The organism is Halalkalibacter suaedae, from assembly GCF_017939705.1.
Lineage (GTDB): Bacteria > Bacillota > Bacilli > Bacillales > Bacillaceae_D > Halalkalibacter > Halalkalibacter suaedae.
On sequence record NZ_JAGKSQ010000003.1, the window covers coordinates 399,187 to 419,368 of the forward strand.

17 protein-coding genes, 1 riboswitch and 1 other annotated feature are annotated in these 20,182 nt (G+C 39.1%); of the genes, 3 read left to right on the forward strand and 14 right to left on the reverse strand.

Annotation, left to right across the window (positions count from 1 at the left end):
* Positions 1–5: 5 nt before the first annotated feature.
* From recD2 to J7W16_RS09580, 7 genes are all read right to left on the reverse strand, one after another.
* A complete protein-coding gene (gene recD2, locus J7W16_RS09550; RefSeq protein ID WP_210597063.1) occupies positions 6–2,297 on the reverse strand; it encodes an SF1B family DNA helicase RecD2 in 2,292 nt (763 codons plus the stop codon).
* A gap of 5 nt (positions 2,298–2,302) precedes the next feature.
* A complete protein-coding gene (locus J7W16_RS09555) occupies positions 2,303–2,959 on the reverse strand; it encodes a tetratricopeptide repeat protein (protein WP_210597064.1) in 657 nt (218 codons plus the stop codon).
* A 36-nt stretch (positions 2,960–2,995) separates the two neighbouring features.
* Positions 2,996–4,096 carry a tRNA 2-thiouridine(34) synthase MnmA gene (mnmA, locus tag J7W16_RS09560; RefSeq protein ID WP_210597065.1) on the reverse strand — a complete coding sequence of 367 codons (1,101 nt, stop codon included), beginning with the start codon at positions 4,094–4,096 and terminating at the stop codon, positions 2,996–2,998.
* A 16-nt stretch (positions 4,097–4,112) separates the two neighbouring features.
* Positions 4,113–5,264: a cysteine desulfurase family protein gene (locus tag J7W16_RS09565; protein ID WP_210597066.1), complete on the reverse strand. Its 1,152-nt coding sequence runs from the start codon at positions 5,262–5,264 to the stop codon at positions 4,113–4,115.
* Positions 5,265–5,283: 19 nt separating this feature from the next.
* On the reverse strand, positions 5,284–5,703 hold the full coding sequence (cymR, locus tag J7W16_RS09570) for a cysteine metabolism transcriptional regulator CymR (RefSeq protein ID WP_210597067.1): 420 nt from the start codon (positions 5,701–5,703) through the stop codon (positions 5,284–5,286).
* Entirely contained in the window at positions 5,636–6,301 is a 666-nt protein-coding gene (locus J7W16_RS09575; protein WP_210597232.1) for a YczE/YyaS/YitT family protein, read from the reverse strand. The genes cymR and J7W16_RS09575 overlap by 68 nt, the downstream gene beginning before the upstream one ends.
* 293 nt (positions 6,302–6,594) lie before the next feature.
* Complete coding sequence (locus J7W16_RS09580) at positions 6,595–7,842, reverse strand: hemolysin family protein (RefSeq protein WP_210597068.1); 1,248 nt, start codon at positions 7,840–7,842, stop codon at positions 6,595–6,597.
* Positions 7,843–7,990: 148 nt separating this feature from the next.
* Between J7W16_RS09580 and J7W16_RS09585 the strand changes: the two genes are divergently transcribed.
* Entirely contained in the window at positions 7,991–9,250 is a 1,260-nt protein-coding gene (locus J7W16_RS09585; protein WP_210597069.1) for a hemolysin family protein, read from the forward strand.
* A gap of 223 nt (positions 9,251–9,473) precedes the next feature.
* Here the strand turns inward: J7W16_RS09585 and J7W16_RS09590 are convergent, their stop codons facing one another.
* Both J7W16_RS09590 and J7W16_RS09595 read right to left on the reverse strand, forming a co-directional pair.
* Complete coding sequence (locus tag J7W16_RS09590) at positions 9,474–10,667, reverse strand: chromate transporter (protein WP_210597070.1); 1,194 nt, start codon at positions 10,665–10,667, stop codon at positions 9,474–9,476.
* A gap of 98 nt (positions 10,668–10,765) precedes the next feature.
* Positions 10,766–12,073: a replication-associated recombination protein A gene (locus J7W16_RS09595; protein WP_210597071.1), complete on the reverse strand. Its 1,308-nt coding sequence runs from the start codon at positions 12,071–12,073 to the stop codon at positions 10,766–10,768.
* A 224-nt stretch (positions 12,074–12,297) separates the two neighbouring features.
* Between J7W16_RS09595 and J7W16_RS09600 the strand changes: the two genes are divergently transcribed.
* Positions 12,298–12,924, forward strand: coding sequence for an RsfA family transcriptional regulator (locus J7W16_RS09600; RefSeq protein WP_210597072.1), 627 nt, complete (start codon positions 12,298–12,300; stop codon positions 12,922–12,924).
* A gap of 880 nt (positions 12,925–13,804) precedes the next feature.
* Here the strand turns inward: J7W16_RS09600 and J7W16_RS09605 are convergent.
* Complete coding sequence (locus tag J7W16_RS09605) at positions 13,805–14,566, reverse strand: tRNA threonylcarbamoyladenosine dehydratase (RefSeq protein WP_210597073.1); 762 nt, start codon at positions 14,564–14,566, stop codon at positions 13,805–13,807.
* Positions 14,567–14,769: 203 nt separating this feature from the next.
* Between J7W16_RS09605 and J7W16_RS09610 the strand changes: the two genes are divergently transcribed.
* Positions 14,770–15,084 carry a hypothetical protein gene (locus tag J7W16_RS09610; protein WP_346726916.1) on the forward strand — a complete coding sequence of 105 codons (315 nt, stop codon included), beginning with the start codon at positions 14,770–14,772 and terminating at the stop codon, positions 15,082–15,084.
* On the opposite strand, the gene J7W16_RS09615 is transcribed toward J7W16_RS09610, so the two are convergent.
* The 4 genes from J7W16_RS09615 to J7W16_RS09630 form a co-directional block, all read right to left on the reverse strand.
* Positions 15,061–16,290 (reverse strand): homoserine dehydrogenase, encoded by a 1,230-nt coding sequence (locus tag J7W16_RS09615; RefSeq protein WP_210597075.1) that lies wholly within the window; start codon positions 16,288–16,290, stop codon positions 15,061–15,063. The genes J7W16_RS09610 and J7W16_RS09615 overlap by 24 nt on opposite strands.
* 82 nt (positions 16,291–16,372) lie before the next feature.
* A riboswitch (SAM riboswitch) is annotated at positions 16,373–16,484 on the reverse strand.
* Between the two features lie 57 nt (positions 16,485–16,541).
* Positions 16,542–18,329 (reverse strand): aspartate--tRNA ligase, encoded by a 1,788-nt coding sequence (gene aspS, locus J7W16_RS09620; RefSeq protein ID WP_210597076.1) that lies wholly within the window; start codon positions 18,327–18,329, stop codon positions 16,542–16,544.
* Between the two features lies 1 nt (position 18,330).
* Complete coding sequence (hisS, locus tag J7W16_RS09625) at positions 18,331–19,611, reverse strand: histidine--tRNA ligase (protein WP_210597077.1); 1,281 nt, start codon at positions 19,609–19,611, stop codon at positions 18,331–18,333.
* A 72-nt stretch (positions 19,612–19,683) separates the two neighbouring features.
* Positions 19,684–19,915: a binding site (T-box leader), on the reverse strand.
* 54 nt (positions 19,916–19,969) lie between these two features.
* Entirely contained in the window at positions 19,970–20,146 is a 177-nt protein-coding gene (locus J7W16_RS09630) for a hypothetical protein (RefSeq protein WP_210597078.1), read from the reverse strand.
* Positions 20,147–20,182 lie beyond the last annotated feature (36 nt).

Here is a 20,182-nt window from a genome sequence, read left to right on the forward strand (position 1 = left end):
GGGATTTATGTTAGTTGACTATTTCCACTCATAATAATTTGTTTTATCTTCTCAGTTAACATTGAGTTTCTTTCAAGCTCTTCATTCTTGGTTATTGCCGTATGAATGGCTTGTAGCTCACCACATAATAACAGAAACTGTTTCGCTCTTGTCACACCAGTATAAATAAGATTACGTCTCAACATTCTTGCATAGCTTCTTAAAACAGGCATTACGACTATTGGGAACTCGCTACCCTGTGATTTATGTATCGAACAGCAATAGGCGTGAGTGATCTGGTTCAAATCTTTTTTCGGGTACACAAGTTCTGTTCCATCAAATGAGATAACAACTTGATCCTGTTTCTCTTGATTCTCTTTTGCATAAAAAATCGCGACAATTTCTCCTCGATCTCCATTATAGACATGTTCGTCTGGGTTGTTCACAAGCTGTAGAACCATATCTCCAGTCCGATAAATGACGTCTCCGAAGCTTATTTCTCTGCGCTCTTCTTTTTTAGGATTAAATAATTCCTGTAGCATGCGGTTCAACTCAGTAATACCCGCCTGTCCTTTATACATTGGGGCAAGGACTTGAATATCCCGAGCGGAATAGCCTTTTGATAATGCATTTTCACAAATTTGAGTAACGACCTGTTTCACCTGATCCATATGACAAGGGAAAAAACGACGATCCTTTTGAGGCTCAGGAAGATTATCTGGCATTCGTCCATCCTTCATTGCGTGAGCAAGTTCAATAATAGACGACCCCTCTGCTTGTCGGTAAATATCAGTTAAAGGTACAGTTGGAATTACCTTCGAGTCTAAAAAATCTTTGAACACTTGACCTGGTCCAACAGAAGGTAATTGATCCTGATCACCAACAAAAATTACCTGCATCCCCTTAGGTACAGCCTTAAGTAGCTGATTCATCAACCAAATATCAACCATTGAGCTTTCATCAACGATTAATAACTCTCCTTGTAATGGCTCATTTTCACCCTTTTCAAAACCAACAACCCCACCTTTCCAACCAAGCAAACGATGAATCGTTGTTGCAGGAAGCTCGGTTGCTTCACTCATTCGTTTCGACGCTCTACCAGTTGGAGCAACTAATAAAACAGGAAATGGATTTGTTTTTGTATAGGCCTTTGGGTCAAGAGCCAGCCCGTGCAATCTGGCATATAATTCAACAATCCCCTTAATCACTGTTGTTTTCCCGGTTCCAGGACCGCCCGTCAATATCATAACTGCTGAGGAAAGTGCAGTTTGAATCGCTTCTTTTTGAGATGGCGCATATTCAATATGCTGCTCCTCCTCAAGTTTTCCGAGTTCCTTTAGAAATTCAGCTTCAGGAAACTCCTCCTCGACTTCCTCCGAAAGAAGACGTCTGATATTTGTAACGATTCCTTTTTCCGCAAAGTATAGAGATTTAAGATAGATTCGATCTTCCTCAACATAAATCACATCTTCCTCAGCCATTGTCTCTAACCGGTCTAGAATTTCCTGTTCATGGATTCTGCACTGATTTGTTGATAATAGGGATAAGACATGGGGAACTAGCTCTGTCTTATTAAGAAATACATGTCCATCTTGAAGAGATAATTCTTGGATTAAGAATAAACAGCCGGCTTGCAGACGATCGGGGTGATTGTCGGTAATACCAATAGCGGCACCAAGTAAATCAGCCCTTCTGAATCCTATCCCTTCAACATCTGCTATTAATTGATAAGGATTGGTTTGAATAATATCTAGAGCTTGAACACCGTAAGCTTGATATACCTTTAAAGAAAGCTCAACCCCAAATCCATGCTTTGAAAGGGTCATTAACACTTGTTCAACACCCTGCTGCTCAACAAGCTGCGTATATAGAGCATCAGCCTTTTCCTTTGATAGCTTTGGAATATCAGCAAGAACTGAACGATCTTCAACAATCTTAGTAATTGCCCTCTCTCCTAAAATCTCAACAATTGATTCAGCTGTCTTTGTCCCAATCCCTGGGAATCGATCACTAGCCAAATATTGAACAATGCCATTCTTTGTTTGAGGAAGATCTCTCCTAAATTGATCGACTTGATACTGCAGTCCAAAACGAGGATGATCAACCAGTCGTCCAAAAAATAAGAACGTTTCATCCGGTTCTAATTGAGGAAGCACACCAACAACGGTTAGCTTTTTTTCCGTTAATTCTTCATTGGTCTTTTGGACACGGATAAGTGCTACTGTATAGAAGTTTTCTTCATTTCGAAAAACGATATGAAGAACCGTTCCTTTAATATAGCCTTTCTCAACTGTTTGATTCTCCTCACTCACATTCATCACCCTTACTTCATCGCTTGTTCAATCGTATTCTTACCGTTTGCAGCAAGTGCATGGTCCGGTTGAATCTCAAGTGCTTTTGTAAATGCATCTAATGCCTTATCTAATTGTTCTTTATATGCATAAGCCACTCCTAAATTAAAAAACGCATCAGCATGCTCATCATCTAATTGTACAACCTGCTCTAACTCCTTAAGAGCTTCATCAACATGCTCTAACTGAGCTAAACAAAGTGCATAATGGAAGCGAGCATCGACATCGTCTGTCTTTAACTCAACTGCACGTTTTAATGAAGCAAGTGCATGCGGTAAAGCACCTAATTGGTAGTAACTCATTCCAAGCATAAAATGAACATCAGGTTCATCTAGCTTTTCTATTAAAGCCTTCTTAAACATTTTCGCCGCTTCTTCAAATTGATCCTGCCTATAATAAATTGTGGCAGCACCATAATAAGCTGTGGCAGCATGCTCGTCTAACTCAATTGCCTTATCGAAAAAAACAAGTGCTCGTTCATAATCACCCAGAATTCCTAACAGATTACCAAAGTTAATAAAACCGGTTGGGTTTTTCGGTTCATTTTCGACAGCCTCATTGAAACATTTAGCTGCTTCTTCATACTTTTGTTCATTCATATAAGTAATGCCTTGTTCATTATAATTCATCTCATACCCTCTTTTCTTAAAAAAAGGAAAATACCCTTAGGCATTTTCCCACTTCTTAATCACTTGATCTATTGTCCCTCCACCAAGGCAAATGTCGCCGTCGTATAACACAACAGCTTGTCCTGGTGTAATCGCACGTTGGCGTTCATGGAAATAAATTCTCATCGTTCCATCCTCTTTTGGATAGACAGTTACCTCTTGATCTGACTGACGATATCTAAACTTTGCCGTGCAGGTGAATTCCTCAAGCTTCGGCTCACCAATCCAATTCATTCCAATCGCGTCAAGGCCTTCAGAATAGAGACCATCATGGTGAAACCCTTGTCCAACAATAAGTACATTTCGGTCTAAGTCCTTATCTATGACAAACCAAGGTTCACCAGCACCGCCAATACCAAGTCCTTGACGTTGTCCAAGTGTGTAATACATTAACCCGTCATGACGGCCCTTCACTTCTCCACTAACGGTTTCCATATCCCCAGGTTGTGCAGGGAGGTATTGACTCAAAAATTCTTTGAAATCACGTTCTCCGATAAAACAAATACCGGTACTATCTTTTTTCGTTGCTGTAGCAAGCTCAGCATCTAACGCTAACTCCCTTACTTCTTTTTTGGGAATATGTCCGATAGGGAACATCGTTTTTGAGAGTTGCTTTTGGGTGAGACCATTTAAGAAATATGTTTGGTCCTTATTATCGTCTACCCCGCGGAGCAATTGGACCTCTCCGTCTACTTCCTCCACTCGCGCATAATGGCCAGTTGCAACATAATCAGCACCTAACGTCAACGCATGGTTTAAGAAAGCTTTAAATTTAATTTCCTTATTACACATAACATCAGGGTTAGGCGTACGACCTGCTTTATATTCTTCAAGAAAATAAGTGAATACTTTATCCCAATATTGCTTCTCAAAATTAACAGCATAATACGGGATACCAATTTGATTACATACTCGAATGACATCCTCATAATCTTCTGTTGCTGTACAAAATCCAGTTTCATCGGTGTCATCCCAGTTTTTCATGAAGATTCCAATGACATCATAGCCCTGATTCTTTAAGAGCAATGCAGTAACTGATGAATCTACTCCTCCAGACATACCGACAACAACCCTTGTATCCTCTGGTCGTTTTTTCAAGCTTACCACCTCTAAATTAAATAAATTGCTGTTGATTCTGGAGCCTTTTGACAATAGCTATTGTTTTTTCTGCTACATACTTAATCTGATCTTCCGTATTATTTAACCCAAAGCTGAAACGAATCGCAGAAAACACTCGCTCATCTTCACCACCAAACATCGCCACTAAGACGTGTGATGGCTCGATTGAACCAGCCGTACATGCCGATCCACTAGAGGCCGCAATTCCTTCTAAGTCAAGATTCATTAACATTGATTCGACATTTACACCTGGGAAACTGATATTTAGAATATGTGGTAATCGCTTTTCCTGATGACCGTTCACTAAAAAAGTAACATCATTTTTTAATAATTCATCAAGTAATAACAATGAAAACTCTTGGTATTTAGCTCTACGTTCATTCATAGTCATTTCTGCGATCTCTAATGCTTTAGCAAACCCTACAATCGAGGCCACATTTTCAGTTCCTGCTCGGCGTTTTCGTTCTTGTTCTCCTCCAAACAAAAGAGGCCGAAGCTTTTGACGTGTATAAAGAAGACCGATTCCTTTAGGTCCATTAATCTTATGTGCTGATATCGATAACATATCTACAGGTAGGTCCGAAAGATTAATCTCAACTGCACCACATGCTTGAACTGCGTCTGTATGGAAGACGGCTTGATGTTCTAGCAACATGTTTCCGATTTCCGTAATCGGTTGGACCGTACCTATCTCATTATTACCGAACATTAATGTTACTAAAATCGTATCGTCTCGTAAAGCTTTTTGCACTTCCTGAACATCAATGAGCCCGCTCTGATCAACGGGTATATAAGTTACTTCAAAACCACGCTTTTCTAACTCTTGACATGCATGCAGGACAGCATGATGCTCGACCACAGATGTAATTATGTGTTTACCTTTATTCTCATTCTCCGATGCATAGCCAATTATTGCTAAATTGTCAGCCTCTGTTCCTCCACTAGTAAAAATTAGTGTCTGTTCATCTACACCTAACTGTTTTGCAATACTTCTTCTCGCTTGATCGATTGCTTGCCTCGCTTGTCGTCCAGCTTGGTGTATACTAGATGGATTGCCATAACTAGCTGAAAAATAAGGGAGCATTGCTTCCAGCACTTCCGGGTGCATTGGAGATGTTGCTGCGTGGTCGACGTAAACCATTTCCACTTCAGTCACCTTCTTTTTATTAAATATAGAACATATATGGGTCTTGCTCACCATTATCTTCATATGTTGCCAAGTCATGCAACGTCGTATGGTCTAATACATCTTTGACCGCATCTCTAATTTTCATCCACAAATTCCGTTTCGCTGGCTCCTCGTCATCCATTACTTCTACAGGAGTAATTGGACCTTCCAACACTCGAATAATATCTCCAGCAGTAATTTCTTGTGCTTCTCTCGCTAACATATAGCCCCCATAAGCCCCGCGAACACTTTTAACAAGCATTGCATTCCTAAGAGGAGCAATTAGCTGCTCGAGATAATGTTCGGATAGATCATATTCCTTAGCAATTGATTTTAAAGAAACCGGGCCTTCACCGTGCTTTTTCGCTAAGGCGATCATAATCGTCAAGCCGTAACGTCCCTTTGTTGAGATCTTCATGTTCATTCCTCTTTTCTATAACGAAGTTAAATAGTCGCTGACATTGTGGTAGGGTAAATCCAACAACTGAACCAATACCAAAACAAAACAAAATTGTCCCAATAAATACAGGTCCTCCTAGTAACCAGCCAACGGTCAATACCATAATTTCCATTATCCCTCTAACATATTGCACTTTCCACCCTGTTTTCAGCTGAAGAGCGAGCATTAAACTATCCCGAGGTCCTGCTCCGCATCCTGGTGCTATATATAGGCCAATTCCATATCCAATTGTGAGGACACCAATTACTAGCATAGCGAGTTGTATGAATAAATGATTTGATGTTGGTAATAGCCATAAAAAAAGGTCGATAAATAGACCGACTAATAACATATTTAGAAAAGCTCCTAATTGTGGCCATGCCTTCATTAATAATGATGTCGCACTTAATATTAGCAATCCCATTAGAATAGACCATGTCCCAACTGTTAAACCAAGTTGTTTTGTTAATCCAATATGAAGGACATCCCAGGGGGCTCCTCCCAGATCTGCTTTTATCATAAGAGCAATACCTAGTGACATCACCAATAAACCAACTAAAAATATTCCCCACCGAATCCACTGATGTTCTCGATTTTTTTCTTTCCTTTACGCAAGGAAATCCCTTCTCTCTTCTTATCTCACAGCCATTATAGCATGATTTGCAAGATGATTGGGAGTTCGAAACTTCAATTGTGATAAGATTAGTTGGTTATATAATTAAAGGGTTTGTCCTAAAGGTATGATTCCAACCCTTTAGGACAAACCCTAAGCAACGAGTGGTCTTCTACGTCTTTTAAAAACATTGAGAGGATTCGTTTTCTTCTCTCAAGGAATACACTAACCTTTTAGTGCAATTTGGAGACAGCTTCTTAGTCCAATTTGGTAACTTTCACTTTTCGAATCCTTCGTTCCTCGGCTTCTGTAATCGTAATCGAAAAGGTATCGTAGGTTAGCTTTTCATTTTCGCTAGGTATTTTTTGAAATTCCTCGCCTAACCATCCTCCTAAGGTATAATACGCACTATCTGGTAACTCTACATTTAACATTCTTGCAAATTCTTCAAGTGGGAAATCACCACTGAATTGAAAAGTATGGTCGTCAATCTCTAGGTAATCGTTCGTCTTCTCATCATGTTCATCCCATATTTCTCCAACCAGCTCTTCTAATATATCTTCAAGTGTAATAAGTCCAGAGGTCCCTCCAAACTCGTCAATAACAATAGCCATATGCAAATGATCTTTTTGAAGCTGAGCTAACAGGCGAGATACTGTCATTGACTCATATACAAATAAAGGTGTCCTGAGTAGTTCCCGGATAACAAAAGATTTTTTCCTGATTACATGTCTTAAGAAATCTCTTTCAGATAATATACCAATGATATTGTCAATCGTCCCTTCATAAACAGGAACTCTCGAAAACCGTTCCTCTAATAGTAATCGACTGATTGAATCAACAGGGCTCGCAATATCAACAGCAATAATATCTGTTCGTGGTGTTAGAATTTCACCAACCTTAATATCATTAAAGTCTAACGAATTTTGAACAAGCTCTCTTTCATGGTTCTCAATGACCCCTTCTTCTTCACTAATATTGATCATTTCTTTCAGTTCCTGTTCCGTAATCGACGGGATCGCTTCCTTTGACTGAACAATTTTTGACAAGAGTACTTTCAACTGAACCAGCATCCATGTTAGTGGTTTGAATAGTTTCATGAGAAATATAAGGATGCCAGAGATGCTTAGTGCCAACATTTCTGCGTTTTCCTTCGCAAATGACTTGGGTAACACTTCTCCAAAAATAAGGACAAGTATCGTCATAATCACTGTACTGATGACAAGTCCGGTATTTCCACCAAATATATTAGCAGCGATATTCCCTGAAATCGTTGCTGCAGCAATATTAACTAAATTATTCCCAATTAATATCGTTGATAGGGCGTGATCGAAATTATTGATGATCTCATAAGCATTCTTAGCACCACGTCTTCCTTCTTCCGCATAATTCTTCAGCCTAATCTTATTGGCACTTGAAAAAGCAGTTTCTGTAGAAGAGAAGAACGCTGATAATAATAGCAAGACAACTAACAAAAATATTAAATTAATAGGGATTTCATTCAACATAAACACTCCCAAAAAAAGTTCTTCTCGTTAGTATGAGTAGTTTCATTGGGATATTATTCAACAATTCTCCAAGATATATGTATTGCCTAAATGCTTATCCTTCATATATAGTAAGATTAACTAAACTTAGGAGAGTGATGAGTTCTTGGACAGTATACCCTCGATTATATTATTAGGGGCGTTATTATTATTTTCTGGATATTTTTCTGCATCTGAAACAGCATTAACGAGTGCGAACAAGCTAAGGTTACGAAATCAAGCTGAGAACAACAATGTAAAAGCACAACGTTCGTTGAAATTAATTGAAAATTATGACCAGACCCTTTCAACGATTTTAATTGGTAATAACATTGTAAATATTGCCATGGCAACGATTGCAACAACGATTGCAACATCGATGTTTGGAAATCAAGGAAGTACATTGGTCGCAACAACTGTTGTCATTACTGCGTTAGTACTCGTATTTGGTGAAATTCTGCCAAAATCGCTTGCTAAGCAATATGCAGATAAATTCCTAACTAATGTCTCTGCTTCATTAATGATAATCTTGAAACTCTTTTACCCAATCACATGGATCTTCGTTAAATTAAAAGTAGGCGTTAACCGATTATTTGGCTCATCAGGGGAAGAACCTACTGTTACAGATGACGATGTGAAAGCATTAGTAGAAATGGGGGAAGAGGAGGGAACGTTTCTCTCGAACGAAAAAGAATTGCTTCATAATGCAATTGAGTTTGATGACATTGTCGTTAAAGACATTTTAACACCCCGACCTGATGTCATAGCAGTATCAATTGACACATCGATTGAAGAAATTAAAGAGATTTTCATTCAAGAAAAATATTCTCGATTACCTGTATACGATGGAACCATTGATAATGTAATTGGTGTCATTTCACATCGAGATTTCTTTGCACATTATGTAATGAATCCACAATCCTTTAAGATTGATACAATTATCCGTAAACCCTATTTTGTCATTAGTTCTGTTAAAATCTCTAGTGTTCTCAAAGATTTGCAGAAAAGTAAGGTTCACTTAGCGATTGTTCTTGATGAGTATGGTGGAACATTAGGTATTGTATCTATTGAAGATATCATTGAAGAGATTGTCGGTGATATTTGGGATGAACATGATGAGAATGAAACACTTATCGAACAAATTGATAATGAAAAAGTATTACTAAACGGTAAATTTCCAATAGAAGAATTTAGTGAGCTTGTGAATGTCCGTCTTCCTGAAACTTCTTCTGTTACATTAAGCGGTTGGATTTCAGAAACGTTGGGGTACCTCCCTAAAAAAGGTGAGTTAGTCACGTATGATTCATTCCAGCTTTACATTGAAGATGTTCGCAATCGACGTATTCAAAAAGTTATCTTACAATTAAATGATGTTCAATCAGCATAATAGAAGGCCACTAAAAAGGTGTGATTTTCCTTTTTAGTGGCCTTTAAGCAATGAGCGGAACCGTTGCATTGTCTTAAGCCTTGCTATGAGTGGTTTTTTCATAGCAGGCGTGCAACGAGTGGAGCCATTGATGCTTCCTCGAAACTGCAAATGGACTTTTTCAGTGCCTTCCGTAGTTTGAAGGAGACCTTAGACAATAACGTCTAAGGTCTCCTTTCCTTTTTTAAGCTATCATAGATAATAATGTTCCTCCTAGAGCGCCTGTCAGGACAATGACCCAGGGAGGGAGTTTAAAGTACACTAGCATTACAAATAACACAGCAGCAAAGGCAAAATCAGTCGAATTTATAATTGAGCTTGTCCAGATTGGACTATAGAATGCTGCAATTAAAATCCCAACAACAGCTGCATTTACCCCCATTAATGCACCCTTTACATGATGATTCCGACGGAGCTGATCCCAAAAAGGAAGTGCACCTAGTATAAGAAGAAAAGCTGGTGTGAAAATAGCCAAAGTCGCTAGAAGCCCACCCTTCCAGCCATTAATTATCGTACCAATATAGGCCGCAAACGTAAATAACGGACCAGGCACAGCTTGAGCAGCCCCATACCCTGCAAGAAACTCTTCTTCTGTTAACCATCCAGTCGGAACAAATTCACGCTCAAGAAGTGGGAGCACGACATGGCCACCACCGAAGACCAGTGCACCAGATCGATAAAAGCTATCAAACATCGCTACCCAATTCCACGCAATTGCTTCTCTTAAAAATGGAAGCAAAAAAAGTAATCCAAAAAATAACGTTAAACAAATAATTCCGAAGCGACGTGAAACCGGGAAAGAAGCACTTGTTGATTTATCATCAAGCTCATGCTGACGATAAAGTGTATACCCAATCAGACCCGCAATAATAATCACCCCGATTTGGGTAAAGGCAGTCTGCCACATTAACACAGCAACGACAGCAAATAACGCGATTGTCTTCCTTTTAATATCAGGGGTTAAATTCTTTGCCATACCTAAAATAGCATGTGCTACAACAACAACGGCAACAATCTTCAAACCATCAATCCAGCCAGCTTCCGTCATGCCAAATTGATGTAATACTGTAGCGAAGAGAATCAGAACGATAACTGATGGCATCGTAAACCCAATAAATGAGACAATCCCTCCTAAAACCCCCGCTCGCATTAAACCAATGCCAATTCCTACCTGACTACTGGCAGGCCCAGGTAAAAACTGACAAAGTGCAACTAGATCTGCGTAGCTTTGTTCATCCATCCATTTTCTTCTTCTCACATATTCCTCATGGAAGTAGCCTAGATGAGCAATCGGGCCACCAAACGAGGTTAGACCAAGTCTTGTTGAAACAAGAAAAATTTCAAGCAAAGACGCCCATCTCTTTCCTAACAGATTCATATGCCACACTCCTATCTTCAAAAAAAGCTATGCTTCAACTGTATCAAAGTTTCATTCTGAGCAACAAGGATTAGAATGAAAATTCATATAAACTTAACCTACTTATCTGAATACGGCTTCTCCTGTTGTTTTAACTCCTCCAATCTATGAAACACTTTATATAATTGTTTTTCGTACCCATTTTGATTAGGCTGATAATATTTTTTATTTTTTATCTGATCAGGTAGATACTGCTGATTCACCCATGAGTTTGGAAAGTTATGAGGATACTTATAGTCTTTCCCATGTCCAAGAGTTTCCGCACCCTTATAATGAGCATCTTTTAAATGCATCGGAATTTCTCCGATGTTTCCTCTTCTAACATCTTCTAATGCAAGATCTAGTGCCTTATACGCACTATTGGTTTTAGGTGACAAGCATTGTTCAACCACTACATTAGCTAACGGGATCCTTGCTTCTGGCAGACCTAAACGTTCTACTGCATCGACTGCTGTGACAGTATGTACAGCGACTTCAGGTGCTCCGAGTGAAATGTCTTCATAGGCAATAACAATTAATCTCCGACAAATAGACTTAAGGTCTCCACCTTCTAATAACCTTGCAAGATAATGTAGGGCTGCTGATACATCACTGCCTCGGATTGATTTTTGAAGACATGATAAAAGTGAATAATGCAAATCCCCATCCTTATCATGGGAGAATCCTTTATTTTCTACAGCTTCCTTAATTAAGCTAAGTTCCACAATAATTCTACCATTATCCTGGTCGGAGGCAGCAACGACTTCTTCTAGAACATTTAAAGCAGAACGTGCATCACCATTTGTTGAAGAGGCTATTAAAGAGATCGCTTCATCAGACAAATCGATATCCTTTCCACCCAATCCTCGATCATCTACTAATGTATGCTTAATTAATTCTTCGATATCTCTCTTTGTTAATGGCTTTAATTCCTTTATTTGCCCGCATCTACTACGAATAGCCGGATTAACATCATGAAAAGGATTCTCTGTTGTTGCACCTATTAACGTGATTAACCCTCGTTCTACATGTGGTAAAAGATAATCCTGCTGAGCCTTATTAAAGCGATGAACTTCATCTATAAATAAAATTAGATTTCCCTCATCTCTTGCTTGGACAACAGCGTCCTCAATATCCTTTTTCCCTGCTGTCGTCGCATTTATCGCAGCAAAAGGCTTGTTGACTGTTCCTGCAATCGCATTGGCGATCGATGTTTTGCCAACACCTGGAGGCCCATACAACAAAATGGATGGCACATGGCCTTTCTGGATCATTTTATAAAGAGCGGTCCCTTTTCCAAGAACATGTTGTTGACCGACAATGTCTTCAATTTTTCGAGGGCGCATTCGATAAGACAATGGTGATTGTATCAATGAATCAAATAACATATATTTCCCTCCTTACTCTGCTACTGCTATCCTACCTTACAATTATACACAGCATCAATGACTCTGTCTTCGCTGGAATGTTTTAGAGACTGGTAGTTTATTAACGTGCTCATAACCGACCTCGTCAATTATTTCTCTTAATTTTCTATTATCCTTGTATAAATCACGAACAAATGGAAAGAATCTATATCAAGCTCAAAGCATAGAAAAAGGAGATGACAAGAATGAAAGTTAGACAAGATGCCTGGTCACATGAAGATGATGTCTTATTAGCAGAAACCGTTATTAAACATATTACAGAAGGAAGCACACAGCTTCGTGCCTTTGACGAAGTAGGAGATACATTGAACCGAACATCTGCAGCATGCGGATTTCGCTGGAATGCTGTAGTTAGAAACCGTTATATGAAACAAATAGCTGAGGCGAAGAAAGAGCGTAAAGAACGTAAACGTGCTGCGTCATTTGCTTATTACCCGCAAATGAGACAGATGTGGAATCCAATTTCAACAACTCCAAGAATGACGTCTGTTGAAGAAGACGATATGTCTTTAGATACCGTGATTAGCTATCTTCAAACAATGGCACACTCAAACCAACAATCTAGTGACCTAGAACGTGAAAAGGAACAATTAGTAAAAGAAAACCAACAGCTTCAATCACGCAATCTTGAATTAGAACGTGAACTAAAGAAAATTAAGCAAGATAATAGTATCATTGAAGAGGATTATCAATCTCTTATTCAAATTATGAATCGTGCTAGACGGATGGCGATACTTGAAGACGAGGAAACCCTTTCAACCGCTGCGTTTAAGATGGATAAGAATGGGAATCTTGAAAAGGTTGCTAAATAATCGCTCCTGAAATATACTGCACTTTTCGCGGAAAGCCGGTGACCTCCTCTACCTATGGGGTCTCACCTTTGGCTTTTGTGTGAGATCACTGAAAAAGTGCTCAATTTCATGCATTAAAAAGTTTGATCTCATTAAACTTTCAGCCTGTCGACCAAGTCTCGTGAAGAGAGACGGCCGACAGGTTATTGATATTAAAAGAGTGTGGCCATAAAAGTAGCTTCGAACACGCTACCGGGATGGGGGGCACGCTTTCCGCAGGAGGGCGTTGAACTAACCGACTACGCCGGTGGATTTCAACCTGCCCTTTCCTCCTGCAGGAGTCGGCCCTCCCATCCCGTCCGCTTTGATGATAGATAAGATTGAATTTCACTTCTCTTAACAATGAATTTCAAAAGAATAATAAAACTTTCTAGATGAAAAGAAGTAGTTTAGTATAAGCGGCTTATCTTTATCGAATTCATATCACAAAAAGTCTAATTCAAACCACTCTCTTCGTCTTATAATTAATGTAATTGTAATGACAATGAACGAGTGTATCGCATGCTATTGAATCAATAATAATTTTACCCACATACAAAGATCTAGATTATCCACAATATTCTTGTACTACAATTTTTTACTCCAAACAACTCAAAAGAGACGTTAATCAGTGGCCTCGCTTTTGTCGCGCAGGAGTCTACGTGTATACCAACGCTATGTGATGCTTACCGTATTGCAGTTAGTTACTTAGTTATCTACCAGCTTATCTTCCAACTAAATTCAAAAACAGTTCGTTCATAGACTTTGAAGGAACCACTCTTAGATCCTTTAGACCGAGAGCGACTTCGCTTATTGCCCAAACAAAAAGAAACGGTGTAGTGTGACCGTTTCTTTTTTGTTTTTATCTATTAATTTCAATACCGTCTAACAGTTTTGTGATGACGTGTCCTGCCATGATTAGTCCTGCGACGGATGGGACGAAGGCGTTGGAGGATGGGGGCATTTTAGCTTTGCGGATTGGTCCTGATTCAGCTGCCTCAGACACAATCTCTTTTCTGATATCTTCACGAATTTTAATTGGTGGTTCATCAGAAAAGACCACTTCAATCCCTTTATGAATCCCGTCCTTACGCAGCTTCGTTCTGATTACTTTTGCAATCGGATCATAGCTAGTCTTTGAAATATCTGTAATTCGTAATTTTGTTGGATCCATCTTATTTGCAGCACCCATGCTAGAAATGATCGGGATTTTTCGTTCTAAGCATTGCTTCATTAAATGAATTTTATATGAGATCGTATCACTGGCATCCACAACATAATCCAGATTATGACTAAAAAATTGTTCATATGTTTCTTCTGTATAAAACATCTTCAATGCAATAACTTCACATTCTGGATTAATATCTTGGATGCGTTCTTTCATTAATTCGACTTTTTGTCTGCCGACTGTAGACAATAACGCATGAATCTGTCGGTTTACATTTGTTATATCAACATCATCTTTATCAACAAGGACGAGCTTCCCAACTCCTGAACGAGCTAACGCTTCAGCGGAAAAGGAACCAACCCCTCCAATCCCTAGCACAGCGACGGTGCTATTTTTTAATTTATCAAGACCATCATGTCCAATAGCTAATTCATTACGAGAAAATTGGTGTAGCATATACTTACCCCTTCCAAGATCTTCACAATTAGGATATTATCGCATTTGACTATAACATAGCTCACGAAAAATGTCTAAACGACCAATATTATTTCTATCTATAGTATAACGAATCTCTTTATCGTTCATACTCTTCATACCGATCGATCCATTTTGATGATTTCTACTTCTATGTTAAGGTTACTTAAAGACAAAAAAGAGGGGTGAGCGACTTGGATCTTCTTGCTACACAACAATGTATTAAGATTAGTCAAGAAATTGGCTGGACAGAAAAAAGAACGATCGAAACAACATATGAAATGAAACTATTTAATGACTATTTACTTGTAAAAAAAGAAAAGTTCCCGGTAACTTCAATCTTTGATATATCCTTTCGCAAAAAGTCACAAACAAATGATATCGGATTTCTATATCTTCACACAAATAGTGGGGTAAGAACCTATTTTATAAAAGAAGAGCCTTTTTCTCTGATTGAAGCCTATGAAAAGCTTAAATTAGAACGACCCGAATTGCGCTGAATGTAATGACTTTGCTCGTTTTCTTAGTGAAACATCACCATAAATTGGGTATTGTATGAAGGGTGTTGTTTCTTGGAAATCATCTGAAATGATCCAACCTTCCCCTTCATGATGAGCAAAAGTATCAATCACATGTCGGCCCGTCTTCTTCACCCATTGCAACGCTTGCTCTCTTTCCGCATGAGGAATGCACACTAACACATGTGAATATGGATTGTGTTCTACTGCTTTTGTAACCGTTGCACGCTCATACTGTTTAGAACGTTTATAAAATAAGAAATCCTCAACCATGCTATTAGCTGTTGCTTCTTTCCCCGCTCCGGGACCTATGAACAGTAGCTGATCGATAGCCGCTCCCTCAATTGATATTCCGTTCGTCACTCCCCTAACGTTTACAAGTGGTTCAGTTGAAGTTAGAAATGCAGGTGCAACCCCACCTATTACTTCCGTTCCACTATTCCATGCCTCACCAATTAACTTTAATTTAAATCCAAATTTCTCTCCAAGCTCAACATGCCAATCTTCTACTCTTGAAATTCCTTCTCGTTTCAAATCATCTTCCTTTGGCCACTTGCCAAAACAGAGTCGGCTTAGGATGCGAATTTTGTACCAGGCATCATACCCATCTAAATCGTCGGTTGGATCCGTTTCTGCATAACCTAACTGCTGTGCCTCGAGTAACACATCTGCAAACGAACGGTTATAATCAATCATCTCTGTTAAAATATAATTTGTTGTTCCATTTAAAATTCCTGAAATTCGGGAAATCGATGTTGATGCAAGGACCCCTTTTAATGAATTAATGATGGGGATTCCGCCAGCTACTGCTGCTTCATAACCATAGTATGTTTGATTAAGCTTAGCTAAGGATTCCAACACATGACCCTTTTCTGCAACTAGCTTTTTATTAGCCGTTATAACTGGAATTCCTTTTTCCAGAAAGAAACTAGTATAGCTAAAAGCTGGTTCAATACCACCGATCGCCTCAAAAATAACGTCAAAATCAGCTACCTGAGAAAACTCATCCCACTCTGTAGTCACGACCACCTCTTCATGATTCGCTCGTGTTTTCTGACGATCCTTTACGAGAATCGTCTTAATAACAACAGAATCACCAAGAAGTGCCTCTAATTCTTTTGTTTGAACAATGCGTTCATATACACCTTTTCCAACCGTACCATAGCCTATTAAACCAACATTTATCATTTGTATCCCCCTAACAAAACACTTGAAAATCTTATTAAAAAGAAAAAAACCTTCCCAATAAGGAAAGGTTTTTCATCGCCTTTACTTATCTTTCAGAACCATAGATTCTGCTGAATTTAGCACCTTTTTTTGTATGCCTACAAAACGGTTGCCGGGCTTCAAAGGGTCAGTCCCTCTGCCACTCTTGATAAGTTGTTTAATTTTCAAATAAATTTGTTCTGATTATAGCCTTACTTTGTTGCATTTGTCAATTAAAGGTTGACCTTATCTGCCTTTTTGCCTATCACAGAGAGGTTCAGATCAATTAGTTGTTCCACACTAACCTTACTAGGTGCATTTGTTAAAAGATCACTTGCACTAGCAGTCTTAGGGAATGCAATTGTATCACGAAGATTTGTTTTCCCCGCGAGTAGCATCACAAGGCGATCAAGTCCTAACGCAATCCCACCATGTGGAGGTGTGCCATACTCGAACGCTTCTAGCAAGAAACCAAACTCAGCTTTTGCCTCTTCTTGACTAAATCCAAGTGCTGAAAACATTTGTTCTTGAATGTCGCGTTGGTAGATTCTTTGTGAACCTCCACCTAACTCGTAGCCATTTAAAACAAGATCATATGCATCCGCACGAACACTAGCTGGATCTGTTGCAAGTAGTGATAAATCTTCTTTTTTCGGGCTTGTAAACGGATGATGCAATGCAACAAATCGTTTTGCGTCTTCATCATACTCAACAAGTGGGAAATCAACTACCCATAGGAAATTAAATTGATTCTTATCAATTAAATCAAATTGCTTTCCAAAACGTAGACGAAGTGCACCAAGACTATCAAAAACAACTTGCTTTTTATCAGCACCGAAGAAAAGAAGGTCGCCAACTTCTGCATTAAGAGCAGTCTTCAATTGTTCCTGTATCTCCCCTTCAAAGAATTTAGCAATCGGTCCTTTTAGCCCATCTTCTTCAACCTTGAGCCAAGCTAATCCTTTTGCACCATATTGCTTCACAAAATCAGTTAGGGCATCGATATCTTTACGAGAAAGTTTATCGGCACCACCTTTTAAATTTAGGCCCTTAACAATTCCACCACTTGCAATGGCACTTTGGAATACTTTAAATCCAGAATCCTTGACAATAGGTGATAGCTCAACTAATTCCATGCCAAAGCGTAAATCAGGCTTATCTGATCCAAAACGATTCATTGCTTCGTCATACGTTAGTCGAGGGAATGGTAGAACGACATCGATCCCCTTTAATTCCTTCATGACCTTAGCCATCATCGTCTCAGCCATTTCTAGAAGCTCTTCTTTACTCATAAAAGAAGTTTCGATATCGACTTGAGTAAATTCAGGCTGACGATCTGCTCTTAAATCCTCATCACGGAAGCAACGAACAATTTGGAAATAACGTTCGAATCCAGAAACCATTAATAATTGTTTAAATAATTGTGGTGATTGTGGCAATGCATAAAACTCTCCATGATGCACACGGCTTGGAACAAGATAATCACGTGCACCCTCAGGTGTACTTTTCGTTAACATTGGTGTTTCAATTTCAAGAAACGATCTTTGATCAAGGAAATCACGAATGAGCTTCGTTGTTCTATGACGTAAAATTAATGTTTCTTGCATATCAGGACGGCGAAGATCTAAATAACGATATTTCAAACGAACATCCTCAGATGCATCTGTATTTGCTTCAATTTGAAATGGAAGTGGTTTAGACGCATTCAAGATCGTTACTTTGGTTGCGTGCACTTCAATCTGACCTGTTGACAACTTTTCATTCACCGTATTAGGATCACGTTTCACAACAGTTCCTTCGACCTCAAGAACATACTCATTTCTAACTCTGTTTGCAATTTCTAAAGCTTCCTTATTAACCTCTGGACTGAAGACAACCTGGACTAAACCCGAACGATCTCGCAGATCAAGGAAAACAACTTGTCCTAAATCACGACGTCTTTGCACCCAGCCTTTTAATGCCACAACTTGTTCAACATTTTCTTCGGTAATTATCCCACACTGATGTGTTCTCTCACTCATTCTACTTACCTCCAGTAATCTGTTCACTCATATAGTTAATAAAGTCGTCCAAATCAATTTCCTTTTGTTCACCTGTAACCATGTTCTTGACGTTGATCTTCTTATTTGAAAGTTCGTCTTCGCCAAGAATCGCTGTGTATGTTGCACCCAAACGATCAGCCGCTTTAAATTGTGCTTTCATCTTACGGTCTAGGTAATCCTTATCTGCACTAATCCCTGCCTTACGCAGCTGATAGAGTAGTTCTGCACTCTTATCCTTCGCTTCTTCCCCTAAAGCAACAACGAAACAATCAAGCTTTGATACTGGACTATCGACTAACCCCTTAGCTTTTAGTGCCATAATTAATCGTTCAATACTAAAGGCAAAGCCAATCCCCGGTGTAGATGGACCTCCAAGCTCTTCGACGAGTCCAGTATACCTTCCACCACCGCATAAAGTAGTAATAGCACCAAAACCTTCTCCGTCAGCCATAATCTCAAAAGCGGTATGGTAATAGTAATCAAGTCCCCTTACTAGCGTAGGATCGACCTCATAGTTAATTCCAAGCTTATCTAAGATCAATCTGACCTTTTTAAAATATTCAGCAGACTCTTCATTCAAATAATCCAGAATGGAAGGGGCACTTGCCATTAATGGGTGTTCTCGGTCTTTCTTACAGTCCAAAATGCGTAGTGGATTCTTTTCGAGTCTTGCTTGACAGTCCTCACAGAACTCATTGATACTAGGCTTGAAATGATCAATTAACGCTTGTCGGTGGCTAGTACGGCTTTCCTGATCACCTAAGCTGTTTAGAATAAGCTTCACATCTGTTAGTCCAAGCTCGCCATACATACTCATTGCAAGTGCAAGAACCTCTGCGTCAATTGCCGGGTCTGCACTTCCGATAGCCTCAACACCAAACTGAACAAATTGACGCATTCTCCCTGACTGTGGGCGCTCATAGCGGAACATCGGGCCATTATAGTAAAGTTTAGTTGGTTGATTAGCATGGCCATACATTTTCTTTTCAACATACGAACGTGCTACACCAGCCGTCCCTTCAGGTCTTAATGTGAGACTTCGGTTGCCTCGATCTTCAAATGTATACATTTCTCTTTGAACGATGTCTGTCGTATCGCCGACCCCTCGTTGAAATAAGTCAGTATGTTCAAAAATAGGTGTACGTATTTCTTGGTAATTGTATCTTCGGCATATGTCCTTCGCCTTTTCCTCTATGTATTGCCATAGTTCGATTTCGCCTGGTAAAAGATCTTGTGTCCCACGCGGAATTTGGATACTCATTTCGTTCACTCCCTTTATTTACATTAAATAAAATAAAATAAAATAAAAAACCCCCATCCCTGATGATTCATCATCAGGGACGAGAGTTATACCCGTGGTGCCACCCTAAATTGAAGCATAAATGCTTCCACTTTAGACAGTTAACGCCTGTTTACGTCTTTTCCTATTAAAGTAAAATTACTCGTTCAGAAAAACTCCTCAGAGGTGTTCCTTCATTAAGCCAGATATGGATGGTTTTCAGCCAAGACCAATCCTCTCTTCTCTATCTGTTCCCTTAATTACTATGCCTCTTCTTCGGACTAGTTTCATTTATTTTTGATGTTTACATCATACGAATAGTTAGATTAACTGTCAATGCTTAATTTCTAGCAAGCTTGTTTTTAAGTGTCTTAACATCTCTTAATGACAAACCGAATTCACTCGCGAGCTCAATATTACTTTGTTGGTTTTCTCTTTCAAGAAAATTGTGATAGTCCATATTAAATAAGGGTGCTAAGGCATTTTGATGCATTTGCTGTCTCATACTTGCACGCATGATGGCATTCCTCCGCTTTGTTTTTTACTAGCATCT

Bases quoted from the DNA above. Each gene is read 5' to 3' on its own strand.
- hisS (WP_210597077.1), bottom strand. From the start codon at position 19,611: ATGAGTATCCAAATTCCGCGTGGGACACAAGATCTTTTACCAGGCGAA.
- J7W16_RS09615 (WP_210597075.1), bottom strand. From the start codon at position 16,290: ATGATAAATGTTGGTTTAATAGGCTATGGTACGGTTGGAAAAGGTGTA.
- J7W16_RS09595 (WP_210597071.1), bottom strand. From the start codon at position 12,073: ATGTTATTTGATTCATTGATACAATCACCATTGTCTTATCGAATGCGC.
- J7W16_RS09605 (WP_210597073.1), bottom strand. From the start codon at position 14,566: ATGCTACACCAATTTTCTCGTAATGAATTAGCTATTGGACATGATGGT.
- J7W16_RS09555 (WP_210597064.1), bottom strand. From the start codon at position 2,959: ATGAATTATAATGAACAAGGCATTACTTATATGAATGAACAAAAGTAT.
- J7W16_RS09630 (WP_210597078.1), bottom strand. From the start codon at position 20,146: ATGCGTGCAAGTATGAGACAGCAAATGCATCAAAATGCCTTAGCACCC.
- cymR (WP_210597067.1), bottom strand. From the start codon at position 5,703: ATGAAGATCTCAACAAAGGGACGTTACGGCTTGACGATTATGATCGCC.
- J7W16_RS09590 (WP_210597070.1), bottom strand. From the start codon at position 10,667: ATGAATCTGTTAGGAAAGAGATGGGCGTCTTTGCTTGAAATTTTTCTT.
- J7W16_RS09600 (WP_210597072.1), top strand. From the start codon at position 12,298: ATGAAAGTTAGACAAGATGCCTGGTCACATGAAGATGATGTCTTATTA.
- recD2 (WP_210597063.1), bottom strand. From the start codon at position 2,297: ATGAATGTGAGTGAGGAGAATCAAACAGTTGAGAAAGGCTATATTAAA.
- aspS (WP_210597076.1), bottom strand. From the start codon at position 18,329: ATGAGTGAGAGAACACATCAGTGTGGGATAATTACCGAAGAAAATGTT.